The organism is Streptomyces sp. NPDC096079 (genome assembly GCF_040303145.1).
GTDB lineage: Bacteria > Actinomycetota > Actinomycetes > Streptomycetales > Streptomycetaceae > Streptomyces.
In genome coordinates this window covers 12,084-30,684 of the sequence record NZ_JBEOST010000026.1, presented here as the reverse complement: position 1 = coordinate 30,684, position 18,601 = coordinate 12,084, and the positions used below count along the sequence as shown (strand labels likewise).

Genomic DNA, 18,601 nt, shown 5'->3' with positions numbered 1-18,601 from the left:
CCCGTACACACCACCGTACAAGGAGCGGGACACGATGGGTGCCGGAATCGACCAGGACACGTACGCGGTGCTGCGGGACCGGCTCACCGCGCGGGCCGCCGAACTGGCCCGGCGGACCACGGCACTCAACGAGGCACGAATGGCCGCCTTCGGCTCCGGCGACCTCGCACTCGCCGGCACACGGCATCTCACCACCGAGCGCGCCCACCTGCCCCAGGACCTCGTCGCCGTCGGCGACGACCGGCTGCTCCTCGGCTCGTGCCCCTCCGGCGCGGGCCCCGCCGAGGTCCCGGTCTCCGACGTCCTCACCCTCCACGACCGCGACCTGAACCCGCTGCCCGCGCACGCGGTGCCCGGACTCCTCGACGACCCCGACTTCGTCCGGGAGTTCTCCGCGCTCCACCGCTACTACCGGCGCGCGCGCCTGCTCCGGCTGCGGCGGACGGAGGGACGGCTCCTCGCCGTCTTCCGGACGGGGGACCAGGGCGAGGACCTGCGGGTGCTGCGCTGGTCCGTCGGCCCGTCCGGCGAGACGCGGTTCCTGGACGCGCGGGGCGAGCGCGACCACGTCCTGCCGGCCTCCGACGACCTCGGCTGGGTGGAGACGAGCCGCGAGGACCACGTGACCGGCCGCCACCCCCGCGTCTCGCTCGGCGGCCGCCTGTACGTCTCCACCGTCGGCGGGACGCTGACGGTCAGGACCGACGACGACACCGAGGAGGCCGGAGCCGTCCACACCGAGCCCGTCGACGAGCCGCTCCAGTCCCTCGCCGACGCCGAGGTGGCGTACGCGGTCGTCGGCGCCCTGATCCTGGTGCGGATCCGCCCGTACAAGGAGGAGGCCCGCCGCCACCTCGTCTTCAACACCCTCACCGGCGCCGTCGTCCGGCTCGACGGCATCGGGCAGGCCTGCCTGCGACTGCCCGGGGACGAGGGCGTCGTCTTCCCCGGCGGCTACTGCCTCGCCGCCGGCACCGTGAAGACCTTCGACACCGACACGACGGGACTCGTCCTCGACCGTACGGTCCGCTCGCCCGACGGAGGGCAGCTCCTCTTCGTCTTCCGCTCCCGGGCGGAGGGCAGGACCCTGCTCCTCCCGTACGACGTGATCGGCAAGGAGATCGCGGCGCCGGTCGTCTGCCGCGGATACGCGCTGCTCGACGACGGGACGATGGCCGTGCTGCGCGACGGGTCCGGCGAACCGGGCCGGGTCCACCCGGTGCAGATCTGGCGCACGCCGTACGTCTCCGACACCCGCGCGCGCCCCGCCGGGGACGGTCCGCTGGCCCGCATCGGCAACGCGGACCTCGTCCGGGGGATCGCCGACTGCCTGGCGATCGCCCGGCAGGCGGGCGAACCGGACCCCGCCGGCGGGACGTACCAGGCGCTCGTCGCCGCCTGCGTCCGCGCCGGCGACGTCCACCACTGGCTCGGCGACCCGGAGGCAGGCGACCTGGGCACGCCCCTGGCCGCCCTGCGGACCGCCGCCGAACAGGTCCTCGACGCGCACGCCACCGTCACGGCCCTCACCCGGCGGGCCGCCGAGGCCCTCGCCGAGTCCGCCCAGGAGATCAGCCGCCTCGTCCGGCGCATCCGCGGCGAGGCGCCCGCCACCGCGGCCGAGTGGACCTCCCGCATCACCGAACTCCGCCGTGCCCAGGGCCACCTGGTGACCCTGCGGGACATGCGGTACGCCGACACGGACGGCATCGACGCCCTCGCCGCCGACGTCGAGGCCGACATCGCCGCGACCGCCCGGCGGGCCGTCGCCTTCCTCAAGGGCGACGACGCCTTCACCGCCCACCACGCCGAGGCGGAGCACCTCGCCGCCGCGGCCGAGGCCGTGACCACCGTGACCGACACGGGCCCGGTCGCCGAACGGCTCGACGCGCGCACCCGTGAACTGCGCACGCTCAGCGAGGTCGTCGCCGGACTCGACATCGGCGACGCCACCGTCCGCGCCGCCGTCCTGGCGCGGATCGCCGACGTCCTCGGCGCGCTCAACCGCGCCCGCGCGCTCCTCACCGCCCGCCGTGCCGAACTCCTCGACCGGGAGGGACGCGCCGCGTTCGCCGCCGAACTCGCCCTCCTCGGCCAGACCGTCACGGACGGGCTCGCCGCCGCCGACACCCCCGAGGGCTGCGACGAGCAGCTCGGCCGGCTCCTGCTCCAGCTGGAGAACCTGGAATCCCGCTTCGCCGACCACGACGGCTTCCTCGCCGCCGTCGCCGAGCGGCGCACCGGGATCCACGACGCCTTCACCGCGCGCCGGCAGTCCCTCCAGGACGCCCGCGCCCACCGTGCCGAACGGCTCGCCCACTCGGCCGCACGGGTCCTGGAGGCCGTCGCCCGCCGGGCCGCGCGCCTGGCCGACCTCGACGAGGTGCACACGTACTTCACCTCCGACCCCATGGCGGCCAGGGTCCGGCGCACCGCGGCCGAGCTGCGCGCGCTCGGTGACCCGGTACGGGCCGAGGAGCTGGAGAACCGGCTCGCCGCCGCCCGGCAGGAGGCCGGCCGCGCGCTGCGGGACCGCACCGAGCTGTTCTCCGACGGCGGCGACACGATCCGGCTCGGCCGCCACCGCTTCGCCGTCACCCGGCAGGCCCCCGAGCTGACCCTCGTACCAAACGAGGAGACCCTCCTCCTCGCCCTGACCGGAACGGACCACCGCGCCCCCGTCACCGACCCGGACTTCGCCGCGACCCGCCGCTTCTGGGGCCGTACCCTGCCCTCCGAGTCGCCCGAGGTCTACCGCGCCGAACACCTCGCCGCCCGCCTCCTCGCCGAGCACGGGCCCGACGCCCTGGCCGGCGCGGACCTCGCCGCGCTCGCCCGGCGCGCCGCCGAGGACGCCCCCGACGAGGGCCACGAGCGCGGCGTCCACGACCACGACGCGGCGCTGATCCTGGAAGCCGTCCTGGCACTCGGCGAGGGCGCCGGACTCCTCGCCCACCCCGCGGCGGCCCGCGCCGCCGCCCAGCTCCACTGGGCCCACGCCACCACCCCCGAGGCCCGGGAGCAGTGGACCCACCGGGCGGTCGCGCTGACCCGGGCCCGGGACCTCTTCGGCAGCGACTCCGCCCTCGACGGGCTGCGGACGGACCTGGCCGAGGAGCTCGGCGACCCGGCGGCAGCCGCCTACCTCATCGCCGAACTCGCCTCCGGACCGCCGGGGTTCGCCGTCTCGGCCGCGGCCCGCACGCTGCTGGAGAAGTTCCACCGCACCCTCGGCTCCTCGTCCCGCCCCGACCGTGCCGTCGGCTCCTCCGCCTACGACGACGCCCTCGCCGCACTGACCGGGCCCGGCGCGCGCCGTCAGCTCGTCGAGGCCTGGCTCGGCGCGTACGCCTCGGCGTCCGGGGAGCCGCACGACGCGGGCGTGCTCGCCGAGGCCGTCGCCGTCGAACTGTGCCCCGGACTCGACCGCTATGAGGTCACCGCCCCGACCACGGCGACGGTCACCGGCCTCCTCGGCGGCCACCCCCGGGTGCGGGCCCGCTCGCTGGAGCTGCGGCTCGACGAGTTCCTGACCAGGACACGGCAGTTCGCGGCGCACGACGTGCCCGCCTTCCGCGCCTACCAGCGGCAGCGGGCCGAGCTCCTCGCCCGTGAGCGCACCCGGCTCCGCCTGGACGAGTACCGCCCCCGGGTCATGGCGTCCTTCGTCCGCAACCGGCTCGTCGACGAGGTCTACCTCCCCCTGGTCGGCGGCAACCTCGCCAAGCAGCTCGGCGCCGCCGGTGACGCCCGGCGCGGCGACTCCCACGGGCTGCTGCTGCTCCTCTCGCCGCCCGGCTACGGCAAGACCACCCTGGTCGAGTACGTCGCCGAACGCCTCGGGCTGCTCCTCGTCAAGGTCGACGGTCCGGCCCTGGGCCGGCACACCACCTCACTCGACCCCGCCGCCGCACCCGACGCCGCCGCCCGCCGGGAGCTGGAGAAGATCGACTTCGCCCTGACCGCCGCCAACAACGTGCTGCTGTACGTGGACGACATCCAGCACGTCGCGTCGGAGTTCCTGCAGAGGTTCATCCCCCTCTGCGACGCCACCCGGACCCTGAACGGGCACGACCTGCGCGGCAAGCGCTTCGCCGTCTGCATGGCCGGGAACCCGTACACCGAGTCCGGGCGCGCCTTCCGCGTGCCGGACATGCTCGCCGACCGCGCCGACGTGTGGAACCTCGGCGACGTCCTCACCGGCAAGGAGGAGGCCTTCGCGTTCAGCTTCGTCGAGAACGCCCTCACCTCCCACCCGGTCCTCGCCCCGCTCGCCGGACGCGACCGTGCCGACCTGGAGCTGCTGACCCGCCTCGCGTCCGGGGATCAGGCCGCCCGCCGCGACCGGCTCGCCCACCCCTACGCCCCGGCGGAACTCGACGAGGTCCTCGCCGTCCTCCGGCACCTCCTGACCGCCCGCGAGACGGTCCTCGCCGTCAACGCGGAGTACATCGCCTCCGCTGCCGTCGCCGAAGAGGCCCGCACCGAACCGCCGTTCAGGCTCCAGGGCTCGTACCGGACCATGAACAAGATCACGGCCCGCCTCTCGCCCGTCATGGACGACACCGAACTCGCCGCCCTGCTGGACGACCACTACACCGCCGAGGCCCGGACCCTGACCACCGAGGCCGAGGCCAACCTCCTCAGGCTCGCCGCACTGCGCGGGAATCCCCCGCGGGCTCGGGCCGCGCGCCCGGTGTCGTGAGGGCGCCGATCCAGATGCCGGTGACGGCACTCACGTACCGGGCGCCGCAGCGGTCCGAGGGGACGACGAGCTGCGTGCCCGGCCCGTCGAGCCACTCCTCGTCCATCCGGGTCGCGAGCAGGACCGGGGCGTCACCGAAGTCGGAGTCGATCTCCGCCCAGGACATCAGCGCGTGGTGCCCGTCGCCCCCGCTCACATGGAGCAGGAAGCGGGACCGCTCCTTGCGGCGCGCCGGATCGAACCCGGGGCGGGCCGCCGCCACGACGTCGCGCAGCAGCGGTCCCTCGAAGGCGTGCCGCTGCGGACCGGCCGTCGCGCAGTCGAAGACCACCTCCGCGCGGTGCTGGACCCAGTCCCTGCGCAGGTCCGCGACGGTGAGCGTGGCCGGGAGGGCCACGTCTCCCCAGATGGCGAAGGCTCCGGTGCGGCGACTCATCGTCAATCTCCCTCGGGCGTCCGGTGCGGCGACTGCGCCCAGTGATACCCGACGCCACCGGGCGGGAACCGTGATTGCCCGAGGAATCGGCCTCCTCTCCGTGCAATTGTGAGCTTGCTACGAGACGGGCATGCGCATCCGCCAGGCTCATCCGCCAAGGGCGTGTGCCTGCCGGTCGAGGGCGAGCCAGACCCGGTCCCGGGTGACGGGCAGCTCCGTGAAACGGATGCCGGTCGCGTCCCGCAGGGCGTTGGCGAAGGCCGGCCCCACCGGGTTGAAGGGGCTCTCGCTCATGGACTTGGCGCCGAGCGGGCCGATCGCGTCGGTCGTCTCCGTGAAGTGCACCTCGGTGCGCGGTACGTCGGCGTACTGGGGAAGCCGGTACCGGCGGAACGCGGCCGTGGTGACCTCGCCCCGCCCGTCGAGCAGCACGTTCTCGAAGAGGGTGGCCCCCAGCGCCTGCGCGACCCCGCCCTCGACCTGGCCCCGGCACTGCATCGGGTTCATCACCTTGCCCGCGTCCGCGGCGTGCACGCTCCGCAGGATCCGGATCTCCCCGCTGTCCGGGTCGACCGCGACCCGGAACCACTGGGCGTTGAAGGCCACCGAGCGCGGCGAACCGCCCCAGTGCCCGTCCGCTCCCAGCTCCTGCGCCGCGCCGAGCGCGTGCCCCGCCTCGTACAGCTCCTTCAGGGGCACCGTACGGCCCGCGCAGTCGAAGGCCTCGGCGCCCAGCACGCACAGGTGCCGGGCCACACCCGTGTGGCGGGCGGCGAGGGTGCGCAGCCGCTCGGCGAGGGAGGTGGCGGCCAGCAGCACGGCCTTGCCGGCGACGACGGTGCCGGCCGAGCCGAAGGCCCCCGTGTCGTGGCGGACGACGTCCGTGTCCGACTGCCGGACCGTGAGCCGGTCCTCGGTGGTGTTCAGCGCGCCCGCGGTGATCTGCTTGTGCACGGTGGTCGTGCCGTTGCCGAACTCGGCGGTGCCGACGGCGATGTCGTACGTCCCGTCCTCCAGGAGCGAGACCCGGGCGTCGGCGTAGTGGCCGCCGGGCGGACCGGTCGCGATCATCGCCATCGCCGTGCCCTGGCCGACCAGCCAGCCCTCCGGGGCGTCCTCGGCGCTGCGGTCCTCGGCGAGGGCGTCGCGCACCACCGACAGGCACTGGTCGAGGCCGTACGAGGCGATGTGGAGGTCCTCCTCCTCGCCGATCGGGCTGTGCATGGCCTCGCCGGGGCCGATGATGTTCCGCTCGCGGAACACCAGCGGGTCCATGCCCAGACGGCGGGCGAGTTCGTCCATCACGGACTCGACCGCGAACGTGACCTGCCCGAGGCCGTAGCCCCGGAAGGCGCCGGCCGGAACGGCGTTGGTGTAGACGGAGAACGCGTCGACCTTCTTGTGCGGGGCGCGGTAGACGGCGAAGGACTCGCCGACGCTGTGGAACATCACCGCGGGACCGTGGTTGCCGTACGCCCCGGTGTTGGCCACCACCCGCATCCGCACGGCCGTCAGCGTGCCGTCGGCGCGGGCGCCCACCTTGATGCCGATGGTGAACGGATGCCGGGTGGTCGCCCCGTAGAACTGCTCGGCGCGGGTGTACTCCAGCTTCACCGGCCGCCGCAGCCTCAGCGCGGCCAGCGTCACGATGTCCTCGGTGAGCATCTCCTGCTTGCCGCCGAAGCCGCCGCCCACGCGGCCCGCGACGACCCGGACCTCGTCCTCCGGCAGGCCGTACAGCGCGCACAGCGCACGCCGGGTCAGGAACGGGGTCTGCGTGGAGGAGCGCACGGTCAGCCGCTCGCCCGTGCCGTCCTCCTTCGGCTCGAAGTACGCGACGCAGCCGTGCGTCTCCAGGCTGGCGTGCTGCACCCGCTGGGTGCGGAAGGTCTCCTCGTACACGACGTCCGCCTCGGCGAAGCCCCGCTCGACGTCGCCGATCTCCCCGTGCACCTCGCCCGCGACGTTGTTCTCCACCCGGGCGATGCGCACCTCGGGACCCTTGCCCGCGTGCAGGACGGGAGCGCCGGGCCGCATGGCCTCCTCCGGGTCGATGACGTGGGGGAGTTCCTCGTACGTCACCTCGATCCGGCGGCAGCCCTCCTCGGCGGCCCGCTCGCTGTCCGCGACCACCGCCGCGACCCGCTGCCCCACGTACCGGACGACGTCGTCCAGGACCCGGGTGTCGTCGGGGTCCTCCGTGGGGTGCTCGTGGCGCGCGCTGGAGTACAGGGTCTCCGGGGCGTCCTCGTGGGTGAGGACCGCGTGGACGCCGGGGACGCGGAGGGCCGCGGACGTGTCGATCGAGACGATCCGGGCGTGCGGGTGCGGGGAGCGCAGCAGCTTCATGTGCAGCAGCCCCGGGACCTCGACGTCGAAGGTGTAGCGGGCCCGCCCCGTGACGACCAGGGGCCCGGCGGGCGCCCCCACGTTCTTCCCGACCGCCTTGCCCGCGCAGGGCCGTTCGAGGTGCTTCACGCCCCGCACGGAGTCCTCGATCGCCCGGTATCCGGTGCAGCGGCAGATGTTGCCCTTGAAGGCACGAGGCAGGTCGTCCAGCTTGCCGTCGTCGTGGGCGGTGCCCTGCTCGGCCTCCAGGGCGGCGGTCGTCATCAGGAAGCCGGCCGTGCAGAAGCCGCACTGGTAGCCCTGCGCGTCCAGGAACCTCTGCTGGACGGGGTGGAGTTCGCCGTCCGGCGAGGCGAGCCCCTCGACGGTCGTGACGGACCGCCCCTCGGCCCGCGCCGCCGGATACAGGCAGCTGTGGACCGGCTCCCCGTCGACGTGCACGGTGCAGGCGCCGCAGTCCCCGGCGTCGCAGCCCTTCTTCACGCCGAACCAGCCGCGCTCCCGCAGATAGGTGCGCAGGCACTGACCGGCGCGCGGCTCCTCGGCGAACGGGCGGTCGTTGACACGGATGTGGAAGCTCATCGGGCGTCCTCCTCGGCGGTACGGATCAGTTCGCGGCGCACTTCCTCGGCGAGGCGGAAGCCCATGTGCCGCCGCCACTCGGGCAGTCCGTGGATGTCGTCGAACCAGTCGTCGTCCCGGACGGCGGCGGCGATCGCCGCCCGGAGGCCCTCGCGCGTCGGCGGGAGCGGGAACCACAGCCGGAACGGCCGCACCGTCGCCGCGGTGATGTTCACCGCCATCGAGCCGTCGACCGGGTCGAGCGTCCCGATGACCAGCGCGCCCGAGCGGCCGAGGCCGTACAGCGAGGCCTGCCGGAACGCGGTGCGGAATCCCAGGGCGCGCGCCGGAAGGGTGACCGAACGCAGCAGCTCGCCCGGCCCGAGGTCCTTGCGCCCGGCGCCCGTGATGAAGTCCACGACCTTCACCCGGCGCGATGAGCCGTCCTGCGCCCGCAGCAGACAGCTGCCGTCGAGGGCCGCGGTCAGCGAGATCAGCGGTCCGGCGGGGAGCCCGTTGCACAGGTTCCCGCCGACGGTGGCCATGTTCCAGATCTTGAAGGAGGCGAGGAACGCCCGGCAGCACTGCTCGAACAGCGGCGCCGCCGGCGCGTCCAGCGTCCGGCCGTACCGGGACAGCCGGGCGACCGTGCACGTCGCGGCGATCTCCAGGGAGCCGTCCTCGTGGGACGTGAGCGGTTCCCAGCCCATGCGGCTGAGATCGATCAGCCGGCGCAGGTGCGGCTGCGGCTCCGAGAACAGGTAGGTGCCCCCGCCGAGCCAGGCGTCGCCGGGACGCCACGGCTCGTGGAGCCGCCCGTCCCGTACGTCCGTCACCGTGTTCAGGTCCATGTCTCCCCACGCCTCCCGGTCACTGCTTTTCCGCCAGTGAAGCCCGGGGGAGGGGGGTCGAACGACTGGTGCGGAGGCTGGAAATCGCCCCTCGGGAAGGCGGCGGCCTGGAGGATCGACCAGGAGGCGTTCGCCGGAAAGTGGTCGGCGGGTGTGCCCTCAGCGGACACCCTCCGGTGGAACCGGCCTCTCCCACGTGAAGCGGAGGGCCGGCCGGGCGGGAACCCGGCTCCGGCGGGAACTCAGCCGGTGAACGACCCGTGCCGTCCCGCCCCGGCCGCGAAGCGGGCCGCGCCCGACGCGGTCTCTCCCGCCGAGAGCGGCACCATGCCGTGCCGCAGTTCGGCGGCGAGGGCCTCGGGTTCGGGCAGGCCGTGCTGTTCCCGGACGGAGAGGCGGTCGTGGCGCAGGCACAGCTGGGGGAACCCGGCGATCTCGTGGGCGAGTTCCTCCGCCGCCGCCCGGGCCCGGCCCGGCGGCACGAGGCGGTTGGCGAGCCCGATCGCGTACGCCTCCGGGGCCGGGACCGGGCGACCGGTCAGGATCAGGTCCATGGCCCGGCTCTCGCCGATCAGCCGCGGCAGCCGGACCGTGCCGCCGTCGATCAGCGGTACGCCCCAGCGGCGGCAGAACACCCCGAGGACCGCGTCCTCCTCGACCACGCGCAGGTCGCACCAGAGGGCCAGTTCGAGGCCCCCCGCCACGGCATGACCGCTCACGGCCGCGATGACGGGCTTGGTCAGCCGCAGCCGGGTCGGCCCCATGGGGCCGTCGCCGTCGGGCGCCACCCGGTTCCCGCGCCCGGTCCCGACGGCCTTGAGGTCGGCGCCCGCGCAGAAGGTGCCCCCGTCGCCCCACAGCACGGCGACGGCGGCGTCCTCGTCGGCCTCGAACGCACGGAAGGCATCGGCCAGCCGCCCGGCGGTCGGCCCGTCCACGGCGTTGCGGGCGGCGGGCCGCGAGAGGATCACCGTGGTCACGGCCCCGTCCCGCTCGACGCGCACCGCGTCCTGCTCGGCCGTCGTCGCTGCTGCATCGGTCATGGGGGCATTCTCCGGGGGCGGCGGCCCGGATTCCAGCCCGGGATCAGCCCGCGGGCGGGGTGAGGACCACGAAGTCGGCGTTCGACGGGTCGAGGCAGACGGCGAGCCGGCCGACGCCCTCCATGTCCACCGGTCCCATCTGCACGCTCCCGCCGTTCCGGGTGACCTCGGCGACCGTGGCGTCGCAGTCGGCGACGGCGAAGACGGGGTGCCAGTACGGCCGGCCCCCGGCGATGTCGAGGTCCGCCGCGGACAGCTGCATGAGGCCGCCGTGCATGCGCTCGTCGGGCAGCCCCGCGGGGGTGATGAGGCTGTACGTGCCCGCGTCGCCGGGCAGTTCCATGGCGGCGAACCGCCAGCCCAGCACCCCGCCGTAGAACTCCTTCGCGGCCGCCGCGTCCGTCGTGTACAGCTCGGTCCAGCTCAGGGAGCCCGGCTCGTCCATCAGCTCGGCGCCCTTGGTGTCGCCCGCCTGCCAGACGGCGAACTGTCCCCCGAGAGGGTCGCTGTACTGCGCCATCCGGCCCTCGTCGCCGAAGCTCCTCGGCGCCACCCGGACCGTGCCGCCCGCGCTCTGCACCGCGCGGGTCGTGGCATCGGCGTCGGTGACGGCGTAGTAGATCATCCAGGCCGAGCGCGCGCCCGCCTCGGTCAGCTTCCCGAGCCCGGCGACGACCTTCCCGTCCTTCCGGAACATCCCGCCCTCCGCGTCCTCTCCTCCGCCCATGGGCTCGTACTCCCAGCCGAGGACGGCGCCGTAGAAGGCCGCGGCGGCCGGCACGTCGGGCGCGCCGAGGTCGAGCCAGCAGGGGGAGCCCGGCACGAAGGCGGTGGTGAGCATGGCGATTCCCTTTCGCGGTTCCAGTAGGCCCCCAGCCTGGCACCGGACACCGTCCCCCGCGCGTCGGGCGGAGGCCTCGACGGGACCCAGGCGGCGGTCAGCCGGGCCCGTCCAGGAGGAGGTCCCGCACGCAGCCGCGCAGCCAGGCGTGCGCCGGGTCGGCGTCGTGCCGCGGATGCCAGGCGAGGCCCACGGGCAGCGGCGGCAGGTCGAGCGGGACGTCGAAGAGGACCAGGCCGAGGGACTCGGCGAGCGCGCCGCTCCGCGCGCTGATCAGGCCGACGAGGTCGGTGTCGCGCAGGAGGAACAGCGACGCCGGGTACGTGCCGACACCGAGGACGACCCGCCGCCGCAGGCCGTGCTCGGCCAGCGCGGTGTCGACCGGGCCGTGCAGCCGGCCCCGGCGCGACACGACCAGGTGGTCCGCCTCCGTCGCGAACCGCCGTCGCGTCAGACGTCCCCGGAGCAGCGGGTGTCCCGCCCGGGCGACGCCGAGCATCCGGTCGTCCAGGACGTGCTCGGTGCGCACCTCGGGGTGCACGGTGTCGATGACACCGATCTCCAGGTCGGCGACGCCCTCCCGCAGCGTCGGCACGTCGACGTGGCTCTCGTTGAGGAACCGCAGCCGCGTGAGCGGCGCCTCGCGGGCGGCCCGGGCGAGCAGGGAGGGGCCCAGGAGGGCGGGATGGGAGTCCTGGCCGAGCACGGTGAACGTACGCGTGACGGTGCGGAGATCGGTCGGGCCCGAGGCCGCGAAGAGGGCCCTGGCCCGCTCCACGACCGCGCCGACCTCGGCCCGTACGGAGAGCGCGTAGGGCGTCGGCACCATCGCGCGGCCCGCCCGCACCAGGATCGGATCGCCGAGCGCCTTGCGGATGCGGCCCAGGGTGCGGCTGGTGGCCGGCTCGGACAGATGGAGCCGCCGGGCCGCTCCCCGCACGCTCTGCTCCTCCAGGAGGACGTCGAGGGCGAGCAGAAGATTGAGGTCGAGGCCGGTGGCCCCCACGGATTGCGTCACACGCACTCACCCCTTGCGAAAGATGCACTGGAAGTAATCCACGGGCCGAGCCTACGGTGGGCGCGCATCCCCTCACCACGACGCTCCCCGGAGGAGCCATGTCCTCGCCTGCCCTCTCGCCGCCCTCCGTCCCGGCCACGGCGCCGCCGGACGCCCTGAAGCGGTCGACCCTGCTCGTCCTGTGCGCCTGCGTCGTCGTCGCGCAGAGCATGGTCGCCGCCATCAACCTCCTCATCCCGCAACTGGCCGCCTCCACCCTCCACCCGTCCTCCACCGAGCTGTTGTGGACGGTGGACGCGTACGTCATCGTCTTCGCCGGACTGCTGATCCCCGCCGGAGCGCTGGGCGACCGCCGGGGCCGCAAGGGCGTCCTGCTCGCCGGACTCGCGCTGTTCGCCGCGGGGGCGGCGCTGAGCGCCCTCGCCGCCACGCCGGCGCTGCTGATCGCCGGACGCGGTGTGTCCGGCGCCGGAGCCGCCTGCGTCATGCCCGCGACCATGTCGATCCTCGTGCGGCTCGCCGGACCGGAACGCAGGGCCGGGGCCCTCGCCTCCTGGACCCTCTCCGCCGGGCTCGGCGGTCTCGCGGGCAACGTCGGCGGGGGAGCGGTCGGCGAGTTCCTCACCTGGCGCGCCCTGTTCTGGCTGATGGTGCCGCTCGCCGCGGTCCTGGCCTGGGCCGTCGCGGTCGCCGTCCCCCGCACCGGCCGCAATCCGCACGGCCGCCCCGACCCCCGCGGCACCCTGCTGCTCGTCGCGGCCCTGGTCGCCCTCCTCGCGGGCATCATCGAAGGCCCGGCGTACGGCTGGAACTCGCCCCGCATCCTCGTCCTCTTCGCCGTGGGCGCGGTCCTGACCGGCCTCTTCGCCTGGTACGCGCTCCGCTCCCCGGCCGCCCTGTTCGACCCGCGGGTCTTCCGCTCCCGGCGGCTGCGCGCCGCCGTACTGGGCACCGCCACCGGCTTCTTCGGCCTCTTCGCGCTGTTCTACGCCAACTCGCAGTACCTCCAGTACGTCAAGGGGTACGGCCCCGCCCTCACCGGACTCGCGATCGTCCCGCTCACGATCGGCATGGCCCTGTTCCCCAAGGTCGCGACGCGCTGGCAGGCCGCCTCGGGACCGCGCCCCGCCGTCGCCACCGGGCTCCTGCTGATCGGCGGCGGACTCCTCGGCGCCTCCACGGCCGACGCGGGCACGCCGTACGCGCTGTACGCCTGCTGGCTGCTCGTCATCTCGGCGGGCACCGGCCTGTGCATGCCGGCCCTGACCGTCGGCGTCGTCACCTCCCTTCCCACGGACCAGGCGGGTCTCGGCTCCGGGCTCGGCACCTCGGCCCGGGAGATCGGCGCCGCGCTCGGTGTGGCCGTCACCGGGACCGTGCTCGCGGCCCACGCCGCCGACGCCCGCGCCGGGTCCTTCGCCGACGCGATGAGCCCCGCGCTGCGCACGGTGGGCGTGGTCGTCCTGGTCGCCACGGGCCTGGTCACCCTCGGCTACCGCGGCCGCTCCGGCACACGGCCCGGGACCGGTGGCCGTCCGACCCCCTGACGCGCCGACGGCGACCGGGAACCGGTGGGCGTCCGACCCCTTACGCGCCGACGGGCTTTCCCCTTAGCCTCGCGGTGCGCGCACGTCACCCGCCGGTCCATGCCGCCGACCGGCGCCCCGGGCCCGGAGGTCGCCATGAGTTCCGCGCAGCACCAGCTCGACAACCGGCCGCGTTCGGTCGCGCACCTCTTCCTCTCGCGCGTCGGCGCCACCCCCGACCGGGAGGCCTACCGCTACCCCGTGCCGGCCGCACAGGGAGCGCCCGGCGCCGAGGAGTGGCGGTCGCTGACCTGGGCCCAGACCGCGGAGCGGGTGAAGGCGATCGCGGCCGGGCTGCTCGCCCTCGGGCTGCTGCCCGAGGAACGGGTGGCGATCTCCTCCTCGACCCGGGTGGAGTGGATCCTCGCCGATCTGGGGGTGATGTGCGCGGGCGCCGCCTCGACCGCGGTCTACCCGAGCACCGACGCCGACGAGACGGCGTACATCCTCGCCGACTCCGACAGCCGGGCGATCTTCGTCGAGGACGCCGCACAGTTGGCCAAGGTCGTCGAGCACGCGGACCGGCTGCCCGGGCTCGGCCACGCGGTCGTCTTCGACCCGGACACCGAACTCCCGCGGGCCGACGGCCTGGAGGTGCTGAGCCTCGCCGATCTCGAACGGCGCGGCGCGGCGTACCTCAAGGAACACCCGGACGCGGTCGAGGCGGCGGTCGGGGCCAACGAGCGGGAACAGCTCGCCACCCTGATCTACACCTCCGGGACCACCGGCCGCCCCAAGGGCGTGCGCCTGGTGCACGACTGCTGGTCCTACCAGGGCGTCGCGCAGGAGGTCAGCGGACTCCTCGAACCGGACGACGTGCAGTTCCTGTGGCTGCCGCTGTCCCATGTCTTCGGCAAGGCCCTGATCTCCGGTCAGGTGCGGACCGGGCACGTGATCGCGGTGGACGGGCGCATCGACCGCATCGTCACCAACCTGCCCGTCGTGCGGCCCACCGTGATGGCCTCGGCGCCCCGGGTCTTCGAGAAGGTCTACAACGGCATCGCCGCGAAGGCGAGGGCCGAGGGCGGCGCCACGTACAAGATCTTCCGGTGGGCGGCCAAGGTCGCCCGCGAGCACGCCAGGACCGGCCAGGAGAGCCTGGTGGCGACGGGGACGCGCAAGATCCCCTTCGCCCTCGCCGCGCAGCACGCCCTCGCCGACCGACTGGTCTACGGCAAGATCCGGGCGGCGTTCGGCGGCGAGCTCCGCGGCAGCGCCTCGGGCAGCGCCGCGCTCGCCCCCGACATCGGCTACTTCTTCGCCGGTGCGGGCGTCCCCGTCCTGGAGGGATACGGTCTGACGGAGACCAGCGCCGGCTGCACCGTCAACCCGGCGGACGACTTCCGGGTGGGCACCGTCGGCAGACCCCTGCCCGGCACCGAGGTCCGTGTCGCCGAGGACGGGGAGATCCTCCTGAGGGGGCCCGGGATCATGCGCGGCTACCACAACCTCCCGGAGAAGACCGCCGAAGTCCTGGAGCCCGACGGCTGGTTCCGCACCGGCGACATCGGGGAGCTCGACCGGGAGGGCTTCCTCCGGATCACCGACCGCAAGAAGGACCTGTTCAAGACCTCCGGCGGCAAGTACATCGCGCCCACGGAGATCGAGAGCCGGTTCAAGGCCGCCTGCCCGTTCGTCAGCAACATCCTGGTCGTCGGCGACGGCCGCAACTACTGCACCGCCCTGATCGCCCTCGACGAGAGCGTCCTCCTGCCCTGGGCGGCCTCGAACGGCCTCGCGGGCCGGTCCTACGCCGAGGTCGTCGCCACGCCCGAGGTGCGGAACCTGGTCGACGGCTTCGTCCAGCGGGTCAACAAGGACCTGCAACGGTGGCAGACCATCAAGAGGTTCGCGGTCCTGCCGCGCGATCTCGACATCGAGCACGGCGAGTTGACCCCGAGCCTCAAGGTGAAGCGACCCGTCGTGGAGCGCGCGTACGCCGAACTCGTCGAGGCGATGTACGAGGGCGCGCGCGAGGCCTGACCTCCGATCACCGAACCGTACGGCTCAGGTCTCCAGTACCTCCACGTGGTCGCCGATCGCGACGGCGAGGACCCGCGAGCCGGGTTCGGTGGTCCGCCAGCGGTGCCGGACGCCGCCGGACAGCAGCAGGGTGTCCCCGCGGCCGAGCCGGTGGACCCGGCCGTCGGCCTCCACCTCCACGGAGCCGTCCGCCACGTACAGCAGCTCGTCGTTGCGGTGCCGGAACTCGCGGTCCGCCTCGTGCGCGCCGACGAACTCCAGGGCGTGCAGCTGATGACGGCCGCGGACCAGCGGCCGCACGCGCGCCTCCCGGTCGAGCCCGCTGTCGTCGTCCGCGCGCACCACGTCGACCGTGCGGGTCTCGTCGGAGGCGGCGAGCAGCTGGACCGCCGTCGTCCCCAGCGCGTCCGCGATCCGCTGCAAAGAGCGCATGCTGGGGCGCGCCCGGTCGTTCTCGATCTGGCTGAGGAACGGGGAGGAGAGCCCGCTGCCCTTCGCGACCTCGGCGAGCGTCAGGTCCAGTGCCCGGCGCCGGCGGCGCACGGCGGCGCCCACCCGCGGTGTGTCGGCGGCCTCCATGGAACGTCCCCTCCTTTCCCTCCGGCGCCCGATGGCGCCTGACGGCACCCTACGCGGCGACGGGCCGGAGCCCGGAAACGGTTTCGTACTCCCGACACACGCCCGTCACACGACGCCCCTACCGTCAAAGTCGGTTGTTCTCATCAAAGAAAGTTTGAAGGAGCTCCGACGTGCCCACGATCGACCAGAACTCACGCCGTCGCCGTCCCACCGGCCTCATCGCCCTCGACGAGACGGCCGCGTCCGAGGGCTACACCCTGTACGCCCCGCTCACCGGCACCGGAGAGGTCCACCTCGTCGACCTCCGCGGCCGCACGGTCCACCGCTGGGACCTCCCGTACCGTCCCGGCCGCCACGCCCGGCTGCTCGCCGACGGAACCCTCGCCTACAACGGGGTCCTCCCGGGCGAGAAGGCCCTCTTCCCGATGTGGCACAAGTACCGCGGCGGCGTCATGCTCCAGGCCGCCCCCGACGGAACCGTGCTGCGCGAGCACCGCGACCCCCTCCAGCACCACGACGCCCACCACCTCGACGACGGCCGCATCCTCTACACCGCCCTGGAGCCCCTCACCGGGGAGGAGGCCGCGGCCGTACGCGGCGGTGTGCCCCGCTCCGAGGCCGCGGGTGTCGTCTGGGCCGACACCATCAAGGAGGTCGGTCCCGACGGGGAACTCCTCTGGTCCTGGCGCGCCGCGGAACACCTCGACCGCGCGTCCTTCCCGCTGCACGAGGCCTACGCCCGCGAGCACTGGCCGCTCATCAACAGCGTGACCCCCCTGCGGGACGGCAACGTCCTGGCCAGCCTGCGGAGCGTCTCGGCCGTCGTCGTCATCAGCCGCGCGACCGGCGAGATCCTCTGGCGCAGCCACCCCGGCACGGTCAGCCAGCAGCACGCGCCCACCGAACTCGACGACGGGCGCATCCTCGTCTTCGACAACGGCGTCTTCCGGCCCGGCCACGACGTCCCGTACTCCCGCGTCATCGAGATCGACCGGACCGACGGCACGATCGCGTGGGAGTACCACGACCCGGCCCGCGAGTTCTTCTTCGCCCCCTTCATGGGCTCCGCACAGCGCCTGCCCAACGGCAACACCCTCGTCACCGACTCCCCGTCCGGCCGCCTGTTCGAGGTGACGAAGGACGGCTACCTCTGCTGGGAGTACGTCGTCCCCTACTTCGCCGGCTACGGCGAGAGCGAGGTCCGCGGCCTCTTCCCGTCCGAGCCCAACGCGGTCTTCCGCGCCTACCGTTACACCGCCGCCGAGATCCCGTGGCTGGAGGCCTCGGCATGACCACCGCCCCCACCGAGCCCGCCACCGCCGGACCCGACGAAGCCGTCGACGCCCGCGTGCCCTGGCGGCGCCTGGTCCCGCTGGCGGCCCAGCACGTCCTGGCGATGATCGCCGCCCCGGTCTCCACCGTCTTCCTCGTCGCCGGCGGCCTGAGGATGACGCCCGGAGCGACCGCCTCGCTGCTCAGCACCGTCCTGCTGCTCTGCGGCGCCGGCGCCCTGCTCCAGTCCCTCGGCGTGTGGCGGATCGGCGGCAGGCTCCCCTTCGTGATGCTGCCCGGCGGTGCCGCGACCGCGCTGTTCCTCCAGATCGCCCAGGACCACGGACCCGCGACCGCCACCGGCGCCGTCCTCCTCGCGGCCGCCCTGCTGCTCGCCGTCCTGCCCCTGTACGCCCGTGTCGTGCGGCTCTTCCCGCCCCTCGTCATGGGGGTGACGGTGCTGCTCATCGGCGTCGCGATGATCCGGGTCGCGGCCCGGCTCGTCACCGGTCCGGACGGCACGGGGGAGCCGCGCGCGGTGCTCCTCGCCGCGCTCACCGTCGCGGCGACCCTCGCCGCGTACGTGTTCCTTCGCGGAGTCTGGCGTCAGACCTCCGTGCTCCTCGGGATGGCGGCGGGCACGCTCGTCGCGGTGGGGACCGGCCTCGGCACGTTCAGCCCCGCCGCCGGCGACGGCTTCGCGCTGCCCGTGTTCCTGCCCTTCGGGGCACCGCGGTTCGACCTGGTGGCCGCGCTGCCGCTGCTCGTCTTCAGCCTCACCACGCTCGCCGAGATCACCGGGCAGACCGTGCTCAACAGCGAGACCGTCGGCCGCAGCCCGGCCCCCGAGCGGGACGTCCCCCGCGTGGCCCGGGCCGACGCCCTGGTGTCCCTGGCCGGCGGCCTCTTCGGCACCTCCCTCATGGTCACCAGTGCCGAGAACATCGGCATCGGCCGCCTCACTGGGGTCCGCAGCCGCTTCGTGACCGCCGGCGCCGGAGCGCTCCTGGTCGTCCTGGGCCTGGCCGCGCCCGTCTCCCGGGCCCTTGCGGGGATCCCCGAGGCCGTCGTGGGCGGCTCGGCGCTCGTCGTGTACGCGGTGATCGCGGTCATGGGCGTCGAGATGCTCCGCCGGGCGGACCTGTCCGGCACGGGGCCCGGCTCGCTGACGGCCGCGCTCGCGCTCACCGCGGGACTGCTGCCCCTGCTCACCCCCGACCTGTACGCCGGCTTCCCCGGCTGGGCCCGGACGATCCTGGGCAGCGGAGTCGTCGCCGGAACCCTGACCGCGGTGCTCCTCGGAGCCCTGCTCGGCCGGACGGGCCGCGCACCCGCCCGGCCGGTTCCGCCCGCGCGGGAGTGAGCGCCGTACCGGAC

12 protein-coding genes are annotated in these 18,601 nt (G+C 74.2%); 5 read left to right on the top strand and 7 right to left on the bottom strand.

Annotated features, from left to right (window positions below):
- Nucleotides 1-34 precede the first annotated feature (34 nt).
- On the top strand, nucleotides 35-4,705 hold the full coding sequence (locus ABTY59_RS33285; protein WP_352022841.1) for a DNA repair ATPase: 4,671 nt from the start codon (nucleotides 35-37) through the stop codon (nucleotides 4,703-4,705).
- Here ABTY59_RS33285 and ABTY59_RS33280 read toward each other — a convergent pair.
- The 6 genes from ABTY59_RS33280 to ABTY59_RS33255 all read right to left on the bottom strand — a co-directional run bounded on the left by ABTY59_RS33280 (nucleotide 4,644) and on the right by ABTY59_RS33255 (nucleotide 11,810).
- On the bottom strand, nucleotides 4,644-5,141 hold the full coding sequence (locus tag ABTY59_RS33280; RefSeq protein ID WP_352022840.1) for a molybdopterin-dependent oxidoreductase: 498 nt from the start codon (nucleotides 5,139-5,141) through the stop codon (nucleotides 4,644-4,646). The genes ABTY59_RS33285 and ABTY59_RS33280 overlap by 62 nt on opposite strands.
- Before the next feature lie 147 nt (nucleotides 5,142-5,288).
- A complete protein-coding gene (locus ABTY59_RS33275) occupies nucleotides 5,289-8,072 on the bottom strand; it encodes a molybdopterin-dependent oxidoreductase (RefSeq protein ID WP_352022839.1) in 2,784 nt (927 codons plus the stop codon).
- Nucleotides 8,069-8,902, bottom strand: coding sequence for an FAD binding domain-containing protein (locus ABTY59_RS33270; protein WP_352022838.1), 834 nt, complete (start codon nucleotides 8,900-8,902; stop codon nucleotides 8,069-8,071). Before ABTY59_RS33270 ends, ABTY59_RS33275 begins: the two co-directional genes overlap by 4 nt.
- Nucleotides 8,903-9,144: 242 nt before the next feature.
- Nucleotides 9,145-9,945, bottom strand: coding sequence for a crotonase/enoyl-CoA hydratase family protein (locus tag ABTY59_RS33265; RefSeq protein ID WP_352022837.1), 801 nt, complete (start codon nucleotides 9,943-9,945; stop codon nucleotides 9,145-9,147).
- 43 nt (nucleotides 9,946-9,988) lie between these two features.
- A complete protein-coding gene (locus tag ABTY59_RS33260) occupies nucleotides 9,989-10,786 on the bottom strand; it encodes a VOC family protein (RefSeq protein WP_352022836.1) in 798 nt (265 codons plus the stop codon).
- Between the two features lie 97 nt (nucleotides 10,787-10,883).
- Entirely contained in the window at nucleotides 10,884-11,810 is a 927-nt protein-coding gene (locus ABTY59_RS33255) for a LysR family transcriptional regulator (protein WP_352022835.1), read from the bottom strand.
- Between the two features lie 92 nt (nucleotides 11,811-11,902).
- Here ABTY59_RS33255 and ABTY59_RS33250 point away from each other — a divergent pair, with 92 nt between their 5' ends.
- Together ABTY59_RS33250 and ABTY59_RS33245 are read left to right on the top strand one after the other, a co-directional pair.
- Nucleotides 11,903-13,351: an MFS transporter gene (locus tag ABTY59_RS33250; RefSeq protein WP_352022834.1), complete on the top strand. Its 1,449-nt coding sequence runs from the start codon at nucleotides 11,903-11,905 to the stop codon at nucleotides 13,349-13,351.
- A 135-nt stretch (nucleotides 13,352-13,486) separates the two neighbouring features.
- Nucleotides 13,487-15,373: an AMP-dependent synthetase/ligase gene (locus tag ABTY59_RS33245; RefSeq protein ID WP_352022833.1), complete on the top strand. Its 1,887-nt coding sequence runs from the start codon at nucleotides 13,487-13,489 to the stop codon at nucleotides 15,371-15,373.
- A 24-nt stretch (nucleotides 15,374-15,397) separates the two neighbouring features.
- On the opposite strand, the gene ABTY59_RS33240 is transcribed toward ABTY59_RS33245, so the two are convergent.
- On the bottom strand, nucleotides 15,398-15,952 hold the full coding sequence (locus ABTY59_RS33240) for a helix-turn-helix domain-containing protein (RefSeq protein ID WP_352022832.1): 555 nt from the start codon (nucleotides 15,950-15,952) through the stop codon (nucleotides 15,398-15,400).
- A 170-nt stretch (nucleotides 15,953-16,122) separates the two neighbouring features.
- Here ABTY59_RS33240 and ABTY59_RS33235 point away from each other — a divergent pair, with 170 nt between their 5' ends.
- Complete coding sequence (locus tag ABTY59_RS33235) at nucleotides 16,123-17,244, top strand: arylsulfotransferase family protein (RefSeq protein ID WP_352022831.1); 1,122 nt, start codon at nucleotides 16,123-16,125, stop codon at nucleotides 17,242-17,244.
- Nucleotides 17,241-18,587, top strand: a complete 1,347-nt coding sequence (locus ABTY59_RS33230; protein WP_352022830.1) for a uracil-xanthine permease family protein — start codon at nucleotides 17,241-17,243, stop codon at nucleotides 18,585-18,587. Before ABTY59_RS33235 ends, ABTY59_RS33230 begins: the two co-directional genes overlap by 4 nt.
- Nucleotides 18,588-18,601: the final 14 nt, after the last annotated feature.

Excerpts from the sequence above, each read along its gene's own strand:
- ABTY59_RS33285 (WP_352022841.1), top strand. The coding sequence starts at position 35 with ATGGGTGCCGGAATCGACCAGGACACGTACGCGGTGCTGCGGGACCGG.
- ABTY59_RS33280 (WP_352022840.1), bottom strand. The coding sequence starts at position 5,141 with ATGAGTCGCCGCACCGGAGCCTTCGCCATCTGGGGAGACGTGGCCCTC.
- ABTY59_RS33275 (WP_352022839.1), bottom strand. The coding sequence starts at position 8,072 with ATGAGCTTCCACATCCGTGTCAACGACCGCCCGTTCGCCGAGGAGCCG.
- ABTY59_RS33270 (WP_352022838.1), bottom strand. The coding sequence starts at position 8,902 with ATGGACCTGAACACGGTGACGGACGTACGGGACGGGCGGCTCCACGAG.
- ABTY59_RS33265 (WP_352022837.1), bottom strand. The coding sequence starts at position 9,945 with ATGACCGATGCAGCAGCGACGACGGCCGAGCAGGACGCGGTGCGCGTC.
- ABTY59_RS33260 (WP_352022836.1), bottom strand. The coding sequence starts at position 10,786 with ATGCTCACCACCGCCTTCGTGCCGGGCTCCCCCTGCTGGCTCGACCTC.
- ABTY59_RS33250 (WP_352022834.1), top strand. The coding sequence starts at position 11,903 with ATGTCCTCGCCTGCCCTCTCGCCGCCCTCCGTCCCGGCCACGGCGCCG.
- ABTY59_RS33245 (WP_352022833.1), top strand. The coding sequence starts at position 13,487 with ATGAGTTCCGCGCAGCACCAGCTCGACAACCGGCCGCGTTCGGTCGCG.
- ABTY59_RS33240 (WP_352022832.1), bottom strand. The coding sequence starts at position 15,952 with ATGGAGGCCGCCGACACACCGCGGGTGGGCGCCGCCGTGCGCCGCCGG.
- ABTY59_RS33230 (WP_352022830.1), top strand. The coding sequence starts at position 17,241 with ATGACCACCGCCCCCACCGAGCCCGCCACCGCCGGACCCGACGAAGCC.